The organism is Flavobacterium sp., assembly GCF_052437795.1.
GTDB lineage: Bacteria > Bacteroidota > Bacteroidia > Flavobacteriales > Flavobacteriaceae > Flavobacterium.
The window spans coordinates 757142-777324 of the sequence record NZ_JBQVPA010000002.1; the positions used below are offsets into that span (position 1 = coordinate 757142).

Sequence of the window (20183 nt, forward strand, 5' to 3'; positions counted from 1 at the left end):
TAATTATTAATACCGCTGCTTTTGCATTGTAAATTAAAACTTATTAACACGAAAACGTTGTAGTCAAATTTGAAATTTAACATACTGTAGTTATTTATAAAATAGATGGTAATTTTGTTGATGAAATATGTCAACGTGTTAATTTTCAGTATTATGAAAAAAACTTTACTCTTCCTGTCCTGCCTGTTCTCAACAATTGTTCTCGCACAGAGTGCGGGGTTCAATAACACATTTATTGTTTTGAATGTTAATGGTACGGGCGATCTATATTATGACCTTAACGGCAATACAAGCAATTACGATTTTCACAATACTAACATTGGTACTTTTTGCCAGGGATCCGCGAACGGGCTCATATTTAAAGGTGGTGAAAATAATGTGTATAAATGCGGAGGATGTGACCTTACCGGCACAAGGCTGTATTACAGGGTCTACCTTAATGGTACATCGGGAGGCAGCTTTGTTTCTAACAGCCTTAACTATAACAGCGGTAATAATAATGGTTGTGGAGGGGCTGATCAAAAATGGGCGAATGTAAGCTACAATGTAAATTTACTTTCCGGACTTTCAGCAGGCAACTATACCCTTGAAGTATATTCTGATGCTTCGGTGACCTGTAGCGGAGGAACGATATACGCCAGTAACGGAGGCGGCAACTATAAGGCTTACTTTACTGTGAATGCCAATTCTGCGGGCGGAACGGTGTCAGGTACACAATCTGTGTGCAGCGGCGGCACGCCAACCGGACTTACACTTAGTGGCCATACCGGAAATGTGACCAAATGGCAGCGTTCCACCTCGTCCGACTTTACATCGGGTGTAACGGACATTGCCAATACAACCACGACACTAACAGGAGCATCAATAGGCGCGCTTACTTCTACAGTTTATTTGAGGGCAGTTGTAACAAGCGGGGTTTGTGCTCCGGCCAATTCATCGGCAGTGACCATAACGGTCGTTCCGGCAACTGTTGGGGGTACGGTCTCAGGCGGAGCCGTATTTTGCGATACTGATAACAGTGGTACGCTTGTACTTTCCGGGCACACGGGGTCTGTTGTCAAGTGGCAGTCTTCTCATGTGAACGACTTTAGCGCCGGCGTGACCGATATCGCCAACACAGCCACAAATTTGAACTTTTCGGACGTTAGCCAGACCACTTACTACAGGGCAGTGGTGAAAAGCGGTGTTTGCGGCCAGGAATATGCATCATCGGCGGCCATTATAATTAACAGTAACATCTGGACCGGAGCCTCACAGGATTGGAATAATGCCGTCAACTGGTCATGCGGGGTTGTGCCTACGGCAACACAGCATGTTGTTATTGTAGCCGCGACGAACCAGCCTGTCATAGACAATGGGATGACCGCATACGCCCTTGACCTTACAATAGGAGAGGATGCATCGTTAACAATAGAAGAGGGCAGCAGCATTGTGGTAACGAATTCTATAAATGTAGATGAGGATGCAACGGTAACTGTCCGGGACCGTGCCAACCTTATACAGGTAAATGATGTGAACAACACCGGTAATATACAGGTAGAAAAACTCAGTGCTCCCATGTTCAGGCTGGACTACGCATTGTGGTCATCTCCGGTGGCAGGCGAAACACTAATAGGGTTTTCACCCGAAACATTGCCTAACCGCTTTTACAAGTATAATACCGCTAACAATACCTATACGGCATCGGGCCTTAATAATGGCAATGTGCCTTTTACCGAAGGTGTAGGCTATCTTATACGTATGGCCAATAACCATCAGGATTATGATGCCGCGACCAATTTCATCGGGACACCCTGGGCGGGGGTATTCACAGGTACGCCAAATAACGGAAATGTAACCGTAGATGCTTCAGTAGGTTTTAACGCTGTGGGCAACCCTTACCCTTCGGCAATAAATATCGAGGCTTTCTATGCAGCCAACGCGCTGAACCTTGCTAACGACGCGGCGCTTTTCTTCTGGAGGAAGAAGAACGGCTCCGGCTATTCATCGTATGCATCGCTTACGCTTGAAGGATATACGGCTAACGGGCAGGTGATAGAAAATGCCAATGGCGACGACATAGCCTATGGCGATGCCAGCGGAGGGCTGTACAATGATCCCGATAATAGCAGTGAATGGGCACTTGGTGCTGCACAGGCCTTTATCGTATATTCTAACGGAAATGATATTGTGTTCAATAACAGTATGCGTGTGGCAGGAGCGCCAACACCGCAGTTCAGGTCGGCACAGGATACGGGCATACCGGCATCGCGCCTTTGGCTGAACATGGGAAATGCTTCGGGCGAATTTCATCAAACCATGCTGTCCTACAGCAGCAGCGGTACGCCGGGCCTTGATTACGGCCGCGATGGCCGGGCGCTTACCGACGGAGATATGTCGGTGCACACCTTTGCCGGCGAAACAAAGCTGGGCATACAGGCGAGGCCGTTGTTCGAAGCATCGGATGTTGTGGCATTAGGATATAAAGTTACCAATGCGGGGACTTATACCATAGCGCTGGACCACGTTACCGGGGTGTTTGCCCAGGGGCAGGATATTTACCTTAGGGATAATGTTTTGGGGCTTACGCATGATCTTGGCCAGGGCAGTTACAGCTTTACCACAGAGGGTGGCGAGATCGCAGGGAGGTTCGATATTGTATATGCTGAAGCCCTTGGTACAGAAAATATAGCATGGGATGCCAACAGTATTATGGTTTACAAAGAAGGCGGTTCGATCACGATAAATTCTGGAAACACAATTATAGAGGGGGTATCGGTATATGATATGCATGGCAGGCAGCTGTACACCCAAAGTGATATTGATACAGTGAGAAAAGTTATAGACCTGCTACAGCCACAACAACAAATGGTACTGGTGCAGGTTAAAACGCCAAAAGGTACAGTAACTAAAAAAATTGTTCATTAGTATAGAAATTCTACAACTCCTACAGGATCCCTTATCAATTATTTGGTAAGGGATCTTTTATTGAAAACCATATAGGAAAAGTCATCGTATATACCAGGGCAAGGTTTGATGTCCCCAAAGATAAAAAGCCATTTAAATTAAGGTAAGGTGTGGTTTAATGGCTTCCCTTCCCAACGAAAGGAGGGAAGGGTTTTTTATTTTCATAAAATGTAATGTTATTTTAACACTTACTTAACAAATACTCAAATTAGGAGTAAAATCCTGCTATTTCATTGAGTTTAATGTAACTAAATCATTAACTAAGTGCATTTCAGCGTTAAAAAGTGTTGTTCGTCGAAAAAATAATATAACTTTGCTCCTTAAAATACCCACAAAAAAACTTAAAATTTAATAATTGCTATTTATGCGAAAACTTTTACAGTTAAATTTAGCGAAGGTGCTGCTCATTGCAGCCATGGTCACGGGGATGAACTCGTGGGGGCAGATGACATTTACCTCTGGTGCGCTGACCCAAACTCAGAACTTTAATGGTTTGCCTACTGGCACGACTGCCACTGGTAGCATTAATACTGCTACTATTGGTCAAAACTGGTACAGAAGTAATGGTTCTTCGAGCCAGTCTCTTACAGGAACTGTATACGGTGGTCAAGCAAATATTGGTAGTTTATCGCATGGAGTTTATAATTGTGCTTCAACATCAGGAGCAACAGATAGAGCTGTAGGTGCGATCGCTTCTGGAAGTGGAACTCACTCGATCGGAGTGGAATTAAAAAACACTACCGGAAGTACTGTTACATCTTTTGCTATTTCAGGAAATGTTGAAAAATATAGGAATGGCGATGATAGTAGTGTTGAAAGAGTTTTGTTTGAATACAGTGTTAACGCTACAAGTTTAGATAACGGGACATGGACAGCCGTGAGTGGACTTGATCTTGTCGAGCCTTCAAATGCAAATACATCACTTACTCCAGGAATAGATGGTAATGCTACGGGGAACAAAGCTGCTTTCTCAGGTTCTATAGCATCTTTAACTATTACGAATAACGGTTCTGTATGGATAAGATGGAGAGATACCAATGCGTCAGGTACTGATGCGTTGCTTGCATTGGATGATGTTAGTGTAACTGCTACACTTCAAGCCCCATCTGCTCCTACAGTTGCTACAAACGCAGCAAGCGACATTACAGCTACCGGTGCTACCTTAAACGGTACTGCTAACGCCAATGGCTTGGGGGCGATCAGCCTTAACTTTGAATATGGCCTTACCACATCATACGGGACAGCTCCTGCAAGTGTAAGTCCTACGACGGCTACAGGTTCATCAAACACAGCATTTTCGGGCGCTATAAATAGCCTTACGCCGAATACGACTTATAATTTCAGGGCAAAAGGAGGTTCTGTAGATGGTTCCAATGCTACTTTTGTAACATTGGCAAATGCTCCTGCGGCACCGGCAGTTGATGGTGCAACCGTTAACTCCCTTAATATAACTATTGATGCGGTAACGCAAAACAATAACCCGGCGGCCACTCAATATGCTATTCGCGAAAACGGTGGACAATACGTGCAAAGCGGTGGAAGTCTTGGAGCGTCGGCTGTGTGGCAAACTGCTGCACAATGGGGTACGAAAACTGTAACCGGCCTTTCTGCCAATACTTCTTACAGCTTCCAGGCAAAAGCCCGTAACAATGCAACTACGCAGGTTGAAACCGCATTTAGCTCACTTGCGGCAGGAACGACTTTAGCTAATACAGCGCCGACGCTATCTGGTACTACACTGGCAGCCTTTGGTTCGGTATGCCTTAATCAATCGGTTACCAATAGTTTCCAACTTCTTGGCGAGAATCTTACGACCGCTGCAGTAACCGTAGGCCCGCTTGCCGGATTTACATTTTCCACAACGAGCGGCGGCAGCTATGCTTCATCCCTAACGTTGAACGCTGATGCGCAGGGAACTATAATTACAGATGTATTCGTGAAATTTACACCTACCACAGCAACGGGTTACAGTAGTAACATTCCGGTTGCGGGAGGAGGGGCTACTACTATAAATGTTGCCACCAGCGCTACGGGAGTGAACACGACCCCAACAGTAAGTACAACTGCAGTAACTGTATTCACAGGTACGACGGCTACCATGGCAGGTAATGTTACCGTGCAAGGCTGTACGGCTGTTTCTGCCCGTGGTATCGTATATGGCACATCGAATAACCCGGTTATTGGTGGTAACGGAGTTACACAGGTTCCGTCAGGATCAGGGACAGGTACGTTTTCGGAAAGTGTTTCGGGACTTACGGGTTCAACTTTATATTATGTACGTGCCTATGCGACCAATGACGGCGGTACAGTGTACGGATCATCGGTAAGTTTTACTACACAGTGTACCACACCTGTAAATGCAACATCATTTAATCCAACTGCCGGCAACACTCAGGTTGCGTTGAGCTGGTCGAACGGTTCATGCTCTGATGAGGTTATCGTAGTTGCAAAAGCTTCATCGGCTGTAACTGCTACACCATCAGGTGACGGTACAGCTTATACGGCTGCCGCTGCCTTTGGTTCGGGTACGGCTATCGCGGCCGGCGAATATGTAGTTTATAAAGGTACAGGTACATCAGTTACAGTGACCGGCCTTACAAATGGCACGACTTTTCACTTCAAAGTGTTTACCCGCAGGGGTAGCTCATGGAGTTCGGGTGTAATTGCTTCGGCTGTTCCTGCCCTTGTGTATTGTACTCCAACAATAACTAACGGATGTGGTGATTTTGGAGATGGAGTAGATGGATTTGTGTTAAATGGCATTAGCAATATTGATTCTAATTGTAATGGCAATTCCCAAAGCTACATAAACTATCCAACAACTTCATTTACTACAACGCTCTTCAGGGGGCTTACTTATGAAGCCCAGGTTACTAATGGAAATTATTCTGGTAATATTGCTGTTTGGATCGACTTTAATAATGACGGGACTTTTGCAGCTTCGGAAAGGTTTGCAGGCACCTCGCTTGTTTCTGCTAACGGAACTATATATTTGTCAATCCCTGTTCCTGCTGATGCAACGATCGGTGAGCATAGGGTACGTGTACGGGAAGCTGTTAATCAAAATGGCAATCTTATTACCCTTGATCCATGCGCTAACTACGGCTACGGTGAGACCGAAGATTATACGATCACCATAATGGATAATATTTATCCTACCGTTACTACTGCTGCTGTTGCCTCGCCTGCTGCTACAACAGCATCCGTTGGCGGTAATGTTACGAGTGATGCGGGTTCGGCTGTTACGTCAAGAGGTGTGGTATATAGCCTTACGGCTAATCCGGCAATAAATGGTACAGGAGTAACCCGTGTAGATATTGGTTCGGGTACGGGATCATTTAATACTACCGTTACAGGGCTTCAGGATAACAAACAGTACTATGTTCGTGCTTTTGCGATAAATGGTAACGGAACTTCTTATGGTGCTCAGGAAACATTTACAACTTTATCAATGCCGGCTCCTGCACTGCACGATGCAACTGAAGTAAGTTATCGAAGCTTCCTTGCAAGCTGGGATGCGGTAACAGGTGCGCAAAGCTACAAGCTTGATGTGAGTACTTCGGCTACATTTGGATCGGTTATCCTTATCCCGGATCTTATCATATCCGAATATATTGAAGGATCAAGCAACAACAGGTCGATCGAAATTTATAACGGTACAGGTGCTGCTGTGAACCTTTCGGCTTATTCACTTAAAAGGCAGTTCAATGGTAGTGGCAATTTTGTAGATGAAGTGACATTATCAGGTACGCTTGCTAATGGTGACGTTTATGTTGTCAGTAATGCAAGCGCCAGCTCTACCATTCTTGCCCAGACCGATCAGGCTATAAACGGAAATTTTCCAACATTTACAGGTAATGATCCGGTGGCTTTATACCACAACGGTGTGCAGATTGACGTAGTTGGTACAGTAAACAGTTCGGCAGACTTTGGGGCAAACGTTACCCTGATCAGGAAGCCTTCTATAGTTGCACCTTCAACGACCTACAACGCGAATGACTGGACTCAGCAACCACAGGATTACTTTACAGATCTTGGTACCCACACTTATGGAGGTAATACCCCGATTTTTGTTACAGGCTATAACAACCTTACAGTTAATGGTACTTCTCAGCAGGTAGTAGGTTTGACTCCTAATACAACCTATTATTTTAGGGTAAGAGCTGTTGGGGTTAACACGACATCTCCAAGCTCTACTGTTAAGAATACGACCACGCTTAAAGAAAACGTTTGGACATCTACAGGCTGGTCACTATCTACGCCACCAACATCTGTTGATAAGGCTATTATTGAATTCAACTACAACACTGCAACTGATGGCGAACTAACCGCTGGCCAACTCGTGATCAACTCCGGCACATTCACAATTGCAGAAGGTGACAATGTTACCGTTACAAATGATGTGTCAATGACGAATTCGACCCATGTTATTGCTGCTGGCGAAGAGCAAACGTATGGAGGAGCAGTTGGTGAAAAAGTTATCGTTGGCCCTAAGATCGTTATCGAGCACAATGCCAACCTTATCCAGGTAAATGATGTGAACAACACGGGTAATGCCCAGGTATATAAAAATAGCGCACCAATGTTCAGGCTGGATTATGCCATGTGGTCAGCGCCGGTAACAGGTGAAACGCTTATAGGCTTCTCTCCGGAAACGCTTGCGAACCGTTTCTATACCTACGCGCCTACTACAAATACATATACCAACACTACTACCAGCAATGGTACCATCCAGTTTGCCGAAGGGGTAGGATATCTTATCCGTACACCTAACAACATGCTGGATTATGTTGCCCCGGCTGAAGGCCAGCCGCAACCAACCGGTACGCGTTGGGAAGGTAACTTCATAGGTACACTTAATAACGGTGATGTGAACGTATCGGTCATCCCGGCAGGTACTGGCGGAAGCACAGGCTTTAATGCTGTGGGTAACCCTTACCCGTCACCGATCAACGTTCATGCGTTCTATGACGGTAACGTGGGGTCTATAGACGGCCTGTCTACACTATTCTTCTGGAGGAAAAGGAATAACTCTGAATCTGGAAGTTATGCTAAATTAACGAAGCTTGCCTACTCGGCGAACTCTGATAACGGAATTTGGGGTGATAGCAGCATGGGTGCCTTTACAGGCCTTGCCAGCTCTTGGGTGATCAACCCGGGACAGGGCTTTATCGTACAGGCTACAGGAAATACTATCCATTTCAATAATACTATGCGCAGGGCGGTTAACAACAATCAGCAATTCAGGAATGCCCAGGACGAAACTGCTACAGCATCGAGGCTATGGCTTAACCTGAAAGGCACGCAGGGCCAGTTCTCTCAGGCTGTGATCGGTTATACCGATGTTACTACCCTTGGAGCAGACTACGGATGGGACGGAAGGGCTTTCATGAGCGACAACACCGTGATCTATTCTTATATGGGTGAAGAAAAACTTGGTATCCAGGCAAGGGCTTCTTTCGATGCTTCCGATGAAGTGCAGATGGGGCTCAAAGTTGAAACAGCAGGTACTTATACAATATCGCTTGACCATATGGATGGTGTATTTGCAGCAGATCAGGACATCTTCCTTAGGGATAATGTGCTGGGTGTAACGCATGACCTTAAGCAGGGAGCGTATGAGTTCGCTTTAGAGGCAGGTGTTATATCAGGCAGGTTCGATGTTGTGTATGCAGACGCTCTTAGCAACGAGAACCCGGTATGGAGTGCCAATAGCGTAATTATTTATAAAGAAGGCAGCTCAATAAAGATCAACTCCGGAAGTGAGGAGATCACTGCGATCTCTGTATATGACATGAGAGGCAGGCTGCTATACAGTGGCAACAATATAAATGCTACTGAGACAGCTATCAGCGGACTTCAGGCAGAAAAACAGGTGCTGATCGTAAATGTATCTACTCACAAAGGTGAGGTAAGCAAGAAGATCGTTTACTAGGCAATAGTTTAAAATAATTTGTAAGGATCCCTTATTGCTATAGCAATAAGGGATTTTTTTGTTTAATTATTTTCTGATTATAATTATTTAAAGCATGATTTTTTATTATAAAGTTTTTTTTTACAACTTACTGATATTGAACGAATGGTTAAATCTTAAAATTATGTAATTCATCGATTTATTGAATTCGGTCATCGATTATTTCGTTAATTAACTTCAAACAGTTGTTAATGCAATGTTAATTCGCGTCCCGAAATTTTTATAAACATTGAATTAATGAAAAAGATTACCCTGTTTTTTAGCGCTTTTTTATGTTTTTCTTACAATATGAGCGCACAGTCAAAGAATTATGCAACAAACGTGCCTGTTGTTGACCCCGTGTATTCCGGTGTGGATATCTCCACAAAGGCCAGTGACGGAAATTTGTCCACCAAAGCAAGGATCACTTCCGAACCATTGGCGAACAGCCGTTACCTCGAACTCCGCTTTCCTGCTACGATCCCTGCTAACACTACGACTTATGTAAAGATCGCCATGCAGGACAACAAGTTTGCCGCGCTTATTGGCGGTGCGCTGGGCGACCTGCTTTCTAATCTGCTTGGCGGTCTGGTAGGCGACCAGCAGATAAGGGTGCAGGCAAAAAAAGGGCCTAACACAACTACTGATGTTGTCCTTGACAGCCAGACCGCGGGCTATGCCGGCGACAAGTTAAGGGTAGCAATGGATAGTGTTGGCAATTACTACCTTGTGATCACTCCCTCGGCAGATTACAGCCGCATCAGGATCACCAATACTGTGCCGACAGTAAGCGCTGCAAAGTGGATGGACGTTTATGATGCGTTCTACATCCAGGGCAGCGGGGCTTGCGGAATTGGCAATTATACATCTTTTAGCGGAACGAGCCTGGTTAACCTTGTCGATACAGGGGTTACCGATCCGCAGTATGCCATTGACGGTATCACTACAAATCATTCCAGCCTTAGTCTGGGGCTGTTGGGTGTAGCATCGTCTGTAGAGCAGTCATTTTACTTTGAAGGGCCATCGCTGGCAACAGATAAGTATAGTGTAAAGTTAAAACTTAGCCAGGCACTGATCACAGCGGGATTGTTGAACAACATTCAGTTCATTGCCCATAAGAATGGGAGCGTAGTGGCTACCCAAAGTGTTAGCGGACTTTTAAATGCCGATCTGCTGGGCCTGCTCAATCAGGGGCAGCCGGTGTCAGTACCCTTTTATCCGGGTGCGGCCGACAGGATCACTGTGAGGATGTCCGGTTTACTTAACGTGTCTGTAGGGCAAAACCTTGAGCTCTACGGTGTGGTAAAAGGAGGTTTTGGACTAAACCTTACCGGAGGCGGAACTTGCCAGATGAATGCCCCCATGCCTCTCAATGTTGCTGTTACCGGATGTAATGCTCCCTATACTTATACATGGCAGGGTGTTACCGATTCTGATAACGAAGCAATGCCATCTACTGCCGTACCGGGAACTTATGCTTACACCGTGACGGTTACTGATAAATTTGGGATACAGGAAAAAGCTACGGCCCAGATAACTGTTGAAGCGCCGCCTGTTGCAGGTGCAGCCGGCCATAGTCAGGCTATTTGCGCGAAAACAGCCCCTTCAGGAATTTCGCTTACAGGTTACACGGGTAGTGTTCTAAGATGGGAGAGATCGGGTAATGCTTCATTTTCTGATCCGGTATCCATCGCCAGTACCACTGCTATATTAACGTCAGAGGAAATGGGCAGCCTGGATGAGACCACCTGGTTCAGGGCGGTGGTAAAGCACAATTCTTATCCTGCGGTGTACTCACAGCCTGCTGTTATGACCGTCAAAAAAACTACATGGAACGGTACTGAGTGGAGCAATGGAGTGCCGGACATAGAAACTACGATATATTTTACAGGTAACTATACTGCGGCTGCCGATCTTTTTGGCTGTAGTCTTTATGTAGAAAATAATGCCAATGTTTTGATACCATCAGGGTTGGATGTCACATTGCATGGCGCAATAAATATAGTTAGCGGAAGCTTTAAATTGCAGTCCCGCGCCAACCTTATCCAGCAAACGAATGCTGAGAACAATGGTAATATAGTTGTTGAGCGCAATAGCTCATTGCTGTACAGGCTGGATTATACCATGTGGTGCTCGCCGGTGACCGGTACGCAAACATTGCTGGATTTTTCGCCGGAGACCATGAATAACAGGTTTTATACTTACAATTCGCTAACCGATCTGTTTCAAGCCATATCGGCAGGCGGATCATTTGAACTTGCCAAAGGCTATCACATCCGTATGCCCAATGGCAACAGTGCGACAGGTTATAACGCAGGTACAGCGCCGATATATTTTAAAGGTATTTTTAACGGAAAGCCAAACAACGGAACTGTCACTACGCCATTATCACATGAGGGCGGAAGGTTCTCACTGGTAGGTAATCCATATCCGTCCCCTATAAATATCCATGCTTTTATAGATGGTAATGTTGACGCGCTTGACCCCACGGCAGCGATCTACTTTTGGAGAAAAAAGAATAATTATGATAATCCAAGCTACTGTACTATCACCAAGCTTGCTTATACAAAAAATGGAGCTGAAGGCGGTGACACAAGTGAGGGAGTATTTACAGGCGATCCTTCGCAATGGGTTATCAACGCGGGGCAGGGATTCCTTGTTAAGTCAAAACAAGGAGGCGGAACCCTGGTATTCAATAATACTATGCGCAGAGGGGTGAACAATAACCAGTTTTTCAGGTCAGCGCAGCAGGAACAGCCGACCTCGCGCCTTTGGTTAAATATTACCGACAGCAGTAATAATTTCGCACAGGCAGCAATAGGCTATATGCAGGGAGGTACAATGGGGATCGATTTTGGGTACGATGGAAGGGCGATCACCAGCCAGGGTAAAGTTGCCATTTTTACAAAAGCCGACGACATTCAGTTAGCGATACAGGCAAGGCCTGAATTTGACAGCGCCGATGTGGTCCCGCTATCGTTCAGGGCAAATGAGCCGGGAATTTATGCCATAGCCCTTGACCATGCAGATGGTATTTTCGTTCAGGGCCAGGATATTTTCCTTAGGGATAATATGCTGGAAGTTATCCATAATATTAAGGAAAGCGCATACGCGTTCACTACTGAGGCCGGTACATTTGAGGGAAGGTTTGACATTATTTATGCCGAAGTCCTTGGAATAAATGAGATGCCTGTGAATGGCAATAATGTTATAGTGTTCAAAAATGGCAATTCGATAAACATCAGTTCAGGCGATGCAGAAATTACAAGTGTTGAAGTGTATGACATCCGGGGCAGGCTGCTTTACGATGAAAAAGCAACTGGCACCGAGATCGTGATCGAAGCATTGGCTGCAGAAAGCCAGATACTCATTGTTAACATAGATACAGTAAAAGGAAAAGTCACTAAAAAGATAATTTTCTAAGCGCCGTCCCCAATTTTTTCGTAAGTCCCCTGCCGGTCGGCAGGGGATTTTTATTTGTAAAATGTAAAGATGTTTTAGAATAATTTAATGCATTCATAAAAAAGTAACAAAAACATGTTTTTTTCTTATATAAAATTAACATAATTTTAAAGGTCAAAAATATGCTTATGAAAAAAATTACCCTGCTTATCATTTCATTGCTCCTTTATTTTAATTCTTATTACGGTTTTGCCAACAATAACGCGCTTCCGCCAGTAAATGATGAATGCGCATCGGCAACTTTGCTGACTGTCAATACAGGCCAATCCTGCTCATCTACAACTACGGCTTCATTATCAACGGCAACAGTATCTGCGCAGGCCAATACCTGTTCGGTAATGAACGGTGGCGATGTGTGGTACCAGTTTACGGCAACGTCCACGGCGCACACCATTTCGCTTTCCGGATTTGCCACTGCTGCACAACCTGCCGTGCTTACCCTGTATCAGGGCGATTGCGGTTCGCTTACACAGTTGTACTGTAGCAGCAATAACGTGATCATAGCAACAGGGCTTACGGCAGGCACAGTATATAAGCTGCGGACATTTTATAATCTCAATTCTCCGAACAACAATTCAGGTTTTACTATATGCGTTACAACGCCGCCCGCTCCATCGAGCTCCAACCAGACCAACTGTCTGGTAACGACGATCAATTATAGCTTTGAGTCACCGCCACCACCGGCACCTACTACTTTTCCGGTATTTCTAAACCACAATGCTGTACAGGGCTGGAGGACAACGGCATCGGACCAAATGATGGAATTTTGGGTCGTACCAAATTATGAGAACGTACCCTCGTATGATGGGGTTCAGTTCATAGAGCTTAATGCCAACCTTGTGTCGGGCGTTTACCAGGACTATGGAACACCGCAGCCTACGGTTTTCAATTACGGCTTTGCCCACCGCGGACGCCAGGGTACTGATACCTGCCAGCTGCTGGCGGGCCCTCCCGGAGGTCCATATACTCCGGTACATACAGCTACTACGGGCAATACGGCTTGGGTATATTATACAGGTACTTATACGGTGCCTGCAGGGCAAACCACAACACGTTTCATCTTCCAGTCGGTTTCGAGCGTAGGAGGTGTAAGCGTGGGTAACTACCTTGACGCGATATCATTCACGGCCAATAACGGTATCCTTTCGGCCAACCCGCTAAACATGGGTTGTGGTACCGGTACGGCTAACGTTTCGGCGGCGGGCACCGGTATGTGGGTTGCACATCCCGATAACCCGTCCACACCAACCATTGCTAACCCAACGGGAAATAATACGACGATCAGCAACTTTGGCCCGCAGGGTGTTTACCGTTTCGATTGGACGACAGCCTATTGTACCAGTACGCTGCTCATCAACTACAACGGGCAGGAGCCCGCACCTCCTGTCGTTGCCCCCGTATCCTATTGCCAGGGGCAAACGGCTGTACCACTTACGGCCACCGCACTGCCTGGCCATACGCTTAACTGGTATCCTGATGACGGGAATTTCGGGGCGCCAACACCTTCTACCGCGGCAATAGGGTCGACTACCTATTATGTAAGCCAGACCACGGCGGACGGTTGCGAGAGCGTGGTAGACGCGATCGTAGTTACTGTGAATACTGCTACGCCGCCGGTCACAGGCTTTACGCTTCCTGCTACAGTTTGTAACGGAGGTGGCAATGTTACTCCCACCACAACTGCAGGCTTTTCTGCCGGAGGGCAATATAGTGGAGGTACGGGGCTTACCATTGATCCTTCGACAGGTGAAATCGACATGGTAACGACGACTCCCGGTACATATACAGTAACCTACCAGATCACAGAAGACCTGAGCGTATGCCTTATCGGTGGAAGCAGTACGGCAAATATCACGATAAATGATACGCCCGATGCTCCTGTTGTAACGATCACACAGCCAACCTGCGCAGTTCCTTCAGGCTCAATAACCGTCGATTCTCCTTTGGGAGCAGGGCTTACGTACAGCATTGATGGAACAAATTACCAGGCAGGTACGCAATTCAGCAACCTTGCAGGTGGTACTTATACAGTATACGCAAAAGGTGTAGGCGGATGCATTTCATCAACAGGAGGCAATAGTGTAAATAATGCTGTAACAACACCAGCTGTTGCTACATACACCGTTACGCAGCCCAATTGCTCATCAGCTGTAGGAAGCCTTATGGTCACCGCACCTGTAGGAGCCGGTTATACGTATAGTATTGACGGTACGACTTTCCAGGCAGATACCGCATTTAACGGACTGGCGGGAAATACAAGTTACGTGATAACCGTTCAAAATGCATCCGGATGCCTGTCCATGACTACCCCGATAGCCATAAATGCTGCCCCTGTAGTTCCTGTAGTTCCTGTCGTAACGACCCAACAGCCTGATTGTGCTGTGCTTTATGGTGGTATAACTGTAAATTCTCCTATTGACCCTGGATATACTTATAGCCTTGATGGTATCAATTACCAGTCGGGTACAGCATTCTCACCACTCACAGGCGGAAATTATACGGTATATGTAAAAGCACCAGGAGGTTGTGTTTCGCAACTGGGCAATGTTGTTATCAATACGGTGCCAACCATACCTTCTGTAGCAACTTATAATGTCGTGCAACCCAATTGCTCCTCAGCAGTTGGATTGATAACGGTTACGGCGCCTGTGGGAGCAGGCTATACTTACAGTATCGACGGGACCATATTCCAGTCGGGTACCGCATTTACAGGTTTGGATGAAGCAACAAATTATACGATAACGGTTCAAAATGCATCAGGGTGTACCTCTGTAACCTCACCGATAGCAATGAATGCCGCACCGGTCATGCCTGCGATCGCAGTACCGTCTGCCCAACAGCCGGACTGTACAACCCCTTTCGGGACGATAACAGTAACGTCGCCAACGGACGCCGGGCTTACCTACAGTATAGATGGCGTTAACTACCAAATATCTCCACAATTCCTGAACGTTTCGGCAGGTACGTATACCGTCTATGTAAAGAGCCCTACCAATTGCGTTTCAATGTACTCAAACCTTCTTATCAATGCATCGCCGCTAACGCCACAGGCAGCAACATATACTGCGGTCCAGCCAACCTGTACCACGGCCACCGGTACGATCACCGTTAGCACGCCTGTAGGCAATGGCTATACCTATAGTATCGACGGTACCAACTTCCAATCAGGGACGAATTTTGCAGGACTTGCCGAGAATGCCGACTATGTTATTACTGTGAAAAACGCTGCGGGATGCATTTCTACGACCAACCCAATACATATTGATCCACAACCCCTTATTCCGGCTGTGGCCGATGTGACTGTTGTGCAGCCGGTGTGCGAAACCCCGGTGGGAAGCATCACGGTCAATTCGCCAACCGGTACGGGATATACCTACAGCATTAACGGTACATCGTACCAGGCATCGACACAATTTGCCAATCTTGTGCCGGCTGATCACACTGTATATGTAAAAAATGCTGCCGGATGCGTGTCGCAGCTCTATCCTGTTAACATAAGTGCCGCCGCCGCTGCGCCGCCAATTGCTACGCTCGAGGACGATCATCCCGACTGTACAACAAGTACAGGGACGCTTACGGTCCTCGCACCGCTTGGTCCGCAGTATATGTACAGTATAGACGGTGTGAATTTCCAGGCAGGCACGGTATTCAGCGGGCTAACGGGAGGGTTTGCCTACAGTATTACTGTACGTAACCCATTGGGATGCACTTCTACCACAGTACCCGTAGCTATAAGTACGGCACCGGTCATTCCTGTAGCGCCAACGGTAACGGTCGTACAGCCCAACTGCGGCGATCCGGGCACTATTACCGTGACATCGCCACTTGGCACCGGACTTATGTACAGCCTTAACGGGGTAACCTTTCAAACGAATCCTGTGTTTACCGATCCGCCTGCGGGCAATTATACCGTAACAGTAAAAAGCTCCGGTGGATGTGTGGCATCTTCAGGGCCTTATGCCATAATGCCGGGGCTTGCCGGGCCGGGAGCTCCGGTGCTCAGCATTACCCAGACCAATTGTACAACGGCATTGGGCAGTATTATTGTCACATCGCCTATTGCCGCCGACCTTACCTATAGTATCAATGGCGTTAACTATAATGTTGGCAACGATTTCTACAATCTTTCTGCCGGCAATTATACCGTGTATGTAAAGGCAGCAAACGGATGTATCGCTACAATGCCATTTACCATAAACCCACAACCTATAACGCCGGTTCCGGCAGTGGCACTGGTAACACCGGCCAACTGTACGACAGGGGCCAACCTGGTGATCACTTCGCCGCTGGGTCCGGGGTATAATTATAGCATCGACGGAACCACTTTCCAACCGGCGACCACATTCCTTAATGTTCCGGCAGGAACATATACCATCACCGTTAAAACACCATTTGGATGTACTTCGGTATCGGTGCCGTATACGGTTAACCCGTCACCTACGATACCCGCGATGGCTTCGGTGACCGTGGTACAGCCCGCTTGTGCGGTAACTACAGGGACCATTACGGTCGACTATCCTGTAGGGCCAGGGTTCACGTACAGCATCGGTGGGGCGTTCCAGGCCGGTACGGTATTTACCAATGTTCCGTCGGGCAGTTATGTGCTGACCGTGCAAAATGCCGATGGCTGTACCTCCAACAAAAGCGTGACCATAAATGCGGCACAGGCATTGCCTGCAATAGCCACCGCAACTGTCGGCCATCCGGATTGCGACCACCTTACAGGTACACTGACCATCGATTCGCCGCTGGGAGCAGGTTTGAGCTATAGCATCAACGGTACCAGTTTCCAGACAGGCACATATTTTGCGAACCTTGCGCCGGGCAATTATACTATAACGGTGAAGAACAGCACAGGGTGTACATCTGTCACATCGGCCATTACAATAAACAACATTCCCCCATTTGCGGATGCGGGTACGATCACGGGCGGGGTGGAAGTTTGCGAGGGTGAGACCTTGCAGCTTGCCAACCTTGTGGCAGGGGGGACCTGGTCTAGCAGCAGCACATCTGTTGCAACAATAAGCGCTACAGGCGAAATAACAGCCTTAAGCGACGGTTTGACCATTATTTCCTACTCAGTTCCCGCGACGGCGACAGAATGTGCCAACAGTGCCACGATAACCTTCAGGGTGAATGGGCGGCCGGAACTTGATATTGATGATGATTTTATTTGCGAAGACCTTACGACGGGCGAATATGGAACAGCATATCTTAATACAGGGCTTTCCGCAGGATATACATTTGAATGGAAGAAGGGAACCGAGGTGTTGCCTGAACTGTCAGGAAGCCTTACCGTTGATGAGCCGGGAGAGTATACCGTAAAAGCCACAAATACCGCTACAGGGTGTGTAGCGGAGACAACTGTTACAGTTGGTGTTTCATCTGCACCTGCTGTGGTTGCCGAAGTAGGGCCTCAATTTGGCAACAGCCAAACGATCACTGTGACCACTACGGGCGGATCCGGCAATTATGAGTACAGCCTGGATGGCGGCCCCTGGCAGGCAGATCCGCATTTCCATAACATCGGGCAGGGGGTATATACCGTTTTCATAAGGGATATTAACGGCTGCGGAGGCGGGCAGGTAACTGTGACCGCGCTCACTTACCCGCATTTCTTTAGCCCTAATGGCGATGGTGAGCGTGATACCTGGAACATTACCGGACTTAATAACTACACGACCGAAATATCGATATTTGACAGGTATGGCAAAGCAATAGCCATTGTGAGGCCGGGCAGTGAGGGTTGGGATGGCACATTTAATGGTGCACAGCTGCCCGCTACCGATTATTGGTTCATTGTAAAGTACCAGATCAATGGGACAGATAAAGAGTTTAGATCGCATTTCTCGCTGATTCGATAAGCCTATGCAACCATTTCCAGGATATTAACGTCTTCATGTAAATAACGAACAACGAAGAACATGAAAAAGTTAGCAGTAGTCATTTTCCTTGCCATTACTGGCAGCGCAGTGGCACAGGACAAGATCGCCCGGATAGATAGCGTATTTACGGCGATGCATTCCAGAAAACAGTTTAACGGTAATGTGCTTATCGCCGAAAAAGGTAATGTGGTGTACCAAAAAAGCTTTGGCCTGCGTAATGAGGAAACGAAGGAGGCACTTGATGCGAACTCGATATTTGAACTGGCATCGGTATCCAAGCAGTTTACGGCCATGGGCATCGTGCTGCTTGAGGAAAAGGGCAAGCTGAAATATGATGACAAGCTGTCGAAATTTTTCCCTGAGCTGGGTTTTTATAAAGATGTTACCGTGCGCCACCTGCTTAACCATACCGGTGGCCTGCCCGATTACATGGATCTGATGGAAAAACATTGGGACCATAATCACATTGCCACAAATAAGGATGTCATCAGCCTGTTCGCGACCGAAAAGCCTGCTGCTGTTTTTCCGGCGGGGACAAAGTATGAATATAGTAATACAGGATATGCACTGTTGGCATCCATCATCGAAAAAGCTTCGGGGATGACTTATGCCGATCTCCTGAAGAAGAGCATTTTCATACCGCTGAAAATGGATAACACCTTTGTATATACCCGGAGGTATGCCCCGAAAGAAGTGAAGAATTATGCTTACGGCTACATCACAGATCTCGCAGGCAAGAAGGTATTGCCGGATAACTTTGCGCAAACGGATATGGTGGTTTGGCTGGATGGCATTGTAGGCGACGGCACGGTAAATTCCACTACGGGCGATCTGCTGAAATGGGACCGGGCACTGTATAGCGACAAGCTGGTCTCGAAAAAGTCGCGTGAGCTGATATTCAGCATCCCGGTTTTACCCAATCGCGAAAAAACCGATTACGGCTTTGGATGGATGATCGAGGCCAACAAGGACTTCGGGAAGATCGCACAGCACAGTGGCGGATGGCCGGGATACTATACCTATATCGAAAGGGAAATGGATAATGACAAAACTATCATTGTCCTTCAGAATAATGATACTGAAACGAGGATACCCGCAAATACCATCCGCAGGCTGCTTTATGGTTTACCTTTAAATGTAAAAAGGCAGGAGGCCGTAGTTCCGGAAGACAAAATGAAAGCGTACATAGGCGAATACGAGCTCGCGCCGGGCTATGCGATGCAGATCACTTACGACAACGGCCTGAAAACCCAACTTCCGGGACAGCAGCGTTTTGAACTGTTCCCGGAAAGCGAGACCAAATTCTTCCTGAAAGTAGTGGATGCACAAGTGGAATTTTTTAAAGATGATAACGGAAATGTGGACCGCGCGGTTATGTACCAAAACGGGCGCGAAATAACTGCCAAAAAAATAAAGTAATGAGCTTTGCCAACATCACGTTATTTCTTGCCGCATTGTGCACGGCACTAATGGCGGGACTTTTTTACTCGTATTCGTGTTCGGTAAATCCGGGGTTGGCAAAATTGCCTGACTCCCAATACCTTTCAGCCATGCAGCATATCAATAGTGCGATACAGAACCCGGCATTTTTTGCGGCGTTCTTCGGGGCGCTGATGTTGTTGCCGCTGTGCGCGTACCTGTCGTATGCATCGCCGGCAGGGCTGCGGTTCTGGCTGTTGGTCACTGCAACGGTCATTTATGCCGTTGGGCTTTTTGGGGTAACTGCTTTTGGCAATGTCCCGCTCAACGAAATGCTCGACAGGTTTGACGTGGCATCGGCAACTCAACCGGATATCGCCATAATGAGGCAAAAATTTGAAGTCCCGTGGAACCGTTGGCATTTTGTCCGTACCATCGCAGTACTACTTTCATTGGGATCTGTTTTGGCAGCGTGCATTGTCCCTGCAAAACGTATGGTTATTGAATAGCGATACTTT

The 20183-nt window shown here is 46.9% G+C and carries 6 protein-coding genes; all 6 read left to right on the forward strand.

What is annotated here, in order from left to right:
* Positions 1 to 153: 153 nt before the first annotated feature.
* The 6 genes from ACT6R0_RS10200 to ACT6R0_RS10225 all read left to right on the forward strand — a co-directional run bounded on the left by ACT6R0_RS10200 (position 154) and on the right by ACT6R0_RS10225 (position 20174).
* Entirely contained in the window at positions 154 to 2907 is a 2754-nt protein-coding gene (locus ACT6R0_RS10200; protein WP_444652339.1) for a T9SS sorting signal type C domain-containing protein, read from the forward strand.
* 403 nt (positions 2908 to 3310) lie between these two features.
* On the forward strand, positions 3311 to 8881 hold the full coding sequence (locus ACT6R0_RS10205) for a GEVED domain-containing protein (RefSeq protein ID WP_444652338.1): 5571 nt from the start codon (positions 3311 to 3313) through the stop codon (positions 8879 to 8881).
* Positions 8882 to 9157: 276 nt separating this feature from the next.
* The gene (locus ACT6R0_RS10210; RefSeq protein WP_444652337.1) at positions 9158 to 12322 is read left to right on the forward strand and encodes a T9SS sorting signal type C domain-containing protein; all 3165 of its coding nucleotides are present in this window, start codon (positions 9158 to 9160) and stop codon (positions 12320 to 12322) included.
* 167 nt (positions 12323 to 12489) lie between these two features.
* The gene (locus ACT6R0_RS10215; protein WP_444652336.1) at positions 12490 to 18225 is read left to right on the forward strand and encodes a T9SS type B sorting domain-containing protein; all 5736 of its coding nucleotides are present in this window, start codon (positions 12490 to 12492) and stop codon (positions 18223 to 18225) included.
* A 60-nt stretch (positions 18226 to 18285) separates the two neighbouring features.
* Positions 18286 to 19665, forward strand: coding sequence for a serine hydrolase (locus ACT6R0_RS10220; RefSeq protein WP_444652335.1), 1380 nt, complete (start codon positions 18286 to 18288; stop codon positions 19663 to 19665).
* Positions 19665 to 20174, forward strand: a complete 510-nt coding sequence (locus tag ACT6R0_RS10225; RefSeq protein ID WP_444652334.1) for an anthrone oxygenase family protein — start codon at positions 19665 to 19667, stop codon at positions 20172 to 20174. The genes ACT6R0_RS10220 and ACT6R0_RS10225 overlap by 1 nt, the downstream gene beginning before the upstream one ends.
* Positions 20175 to 20183: the final 9 nt, after the last annotated feature.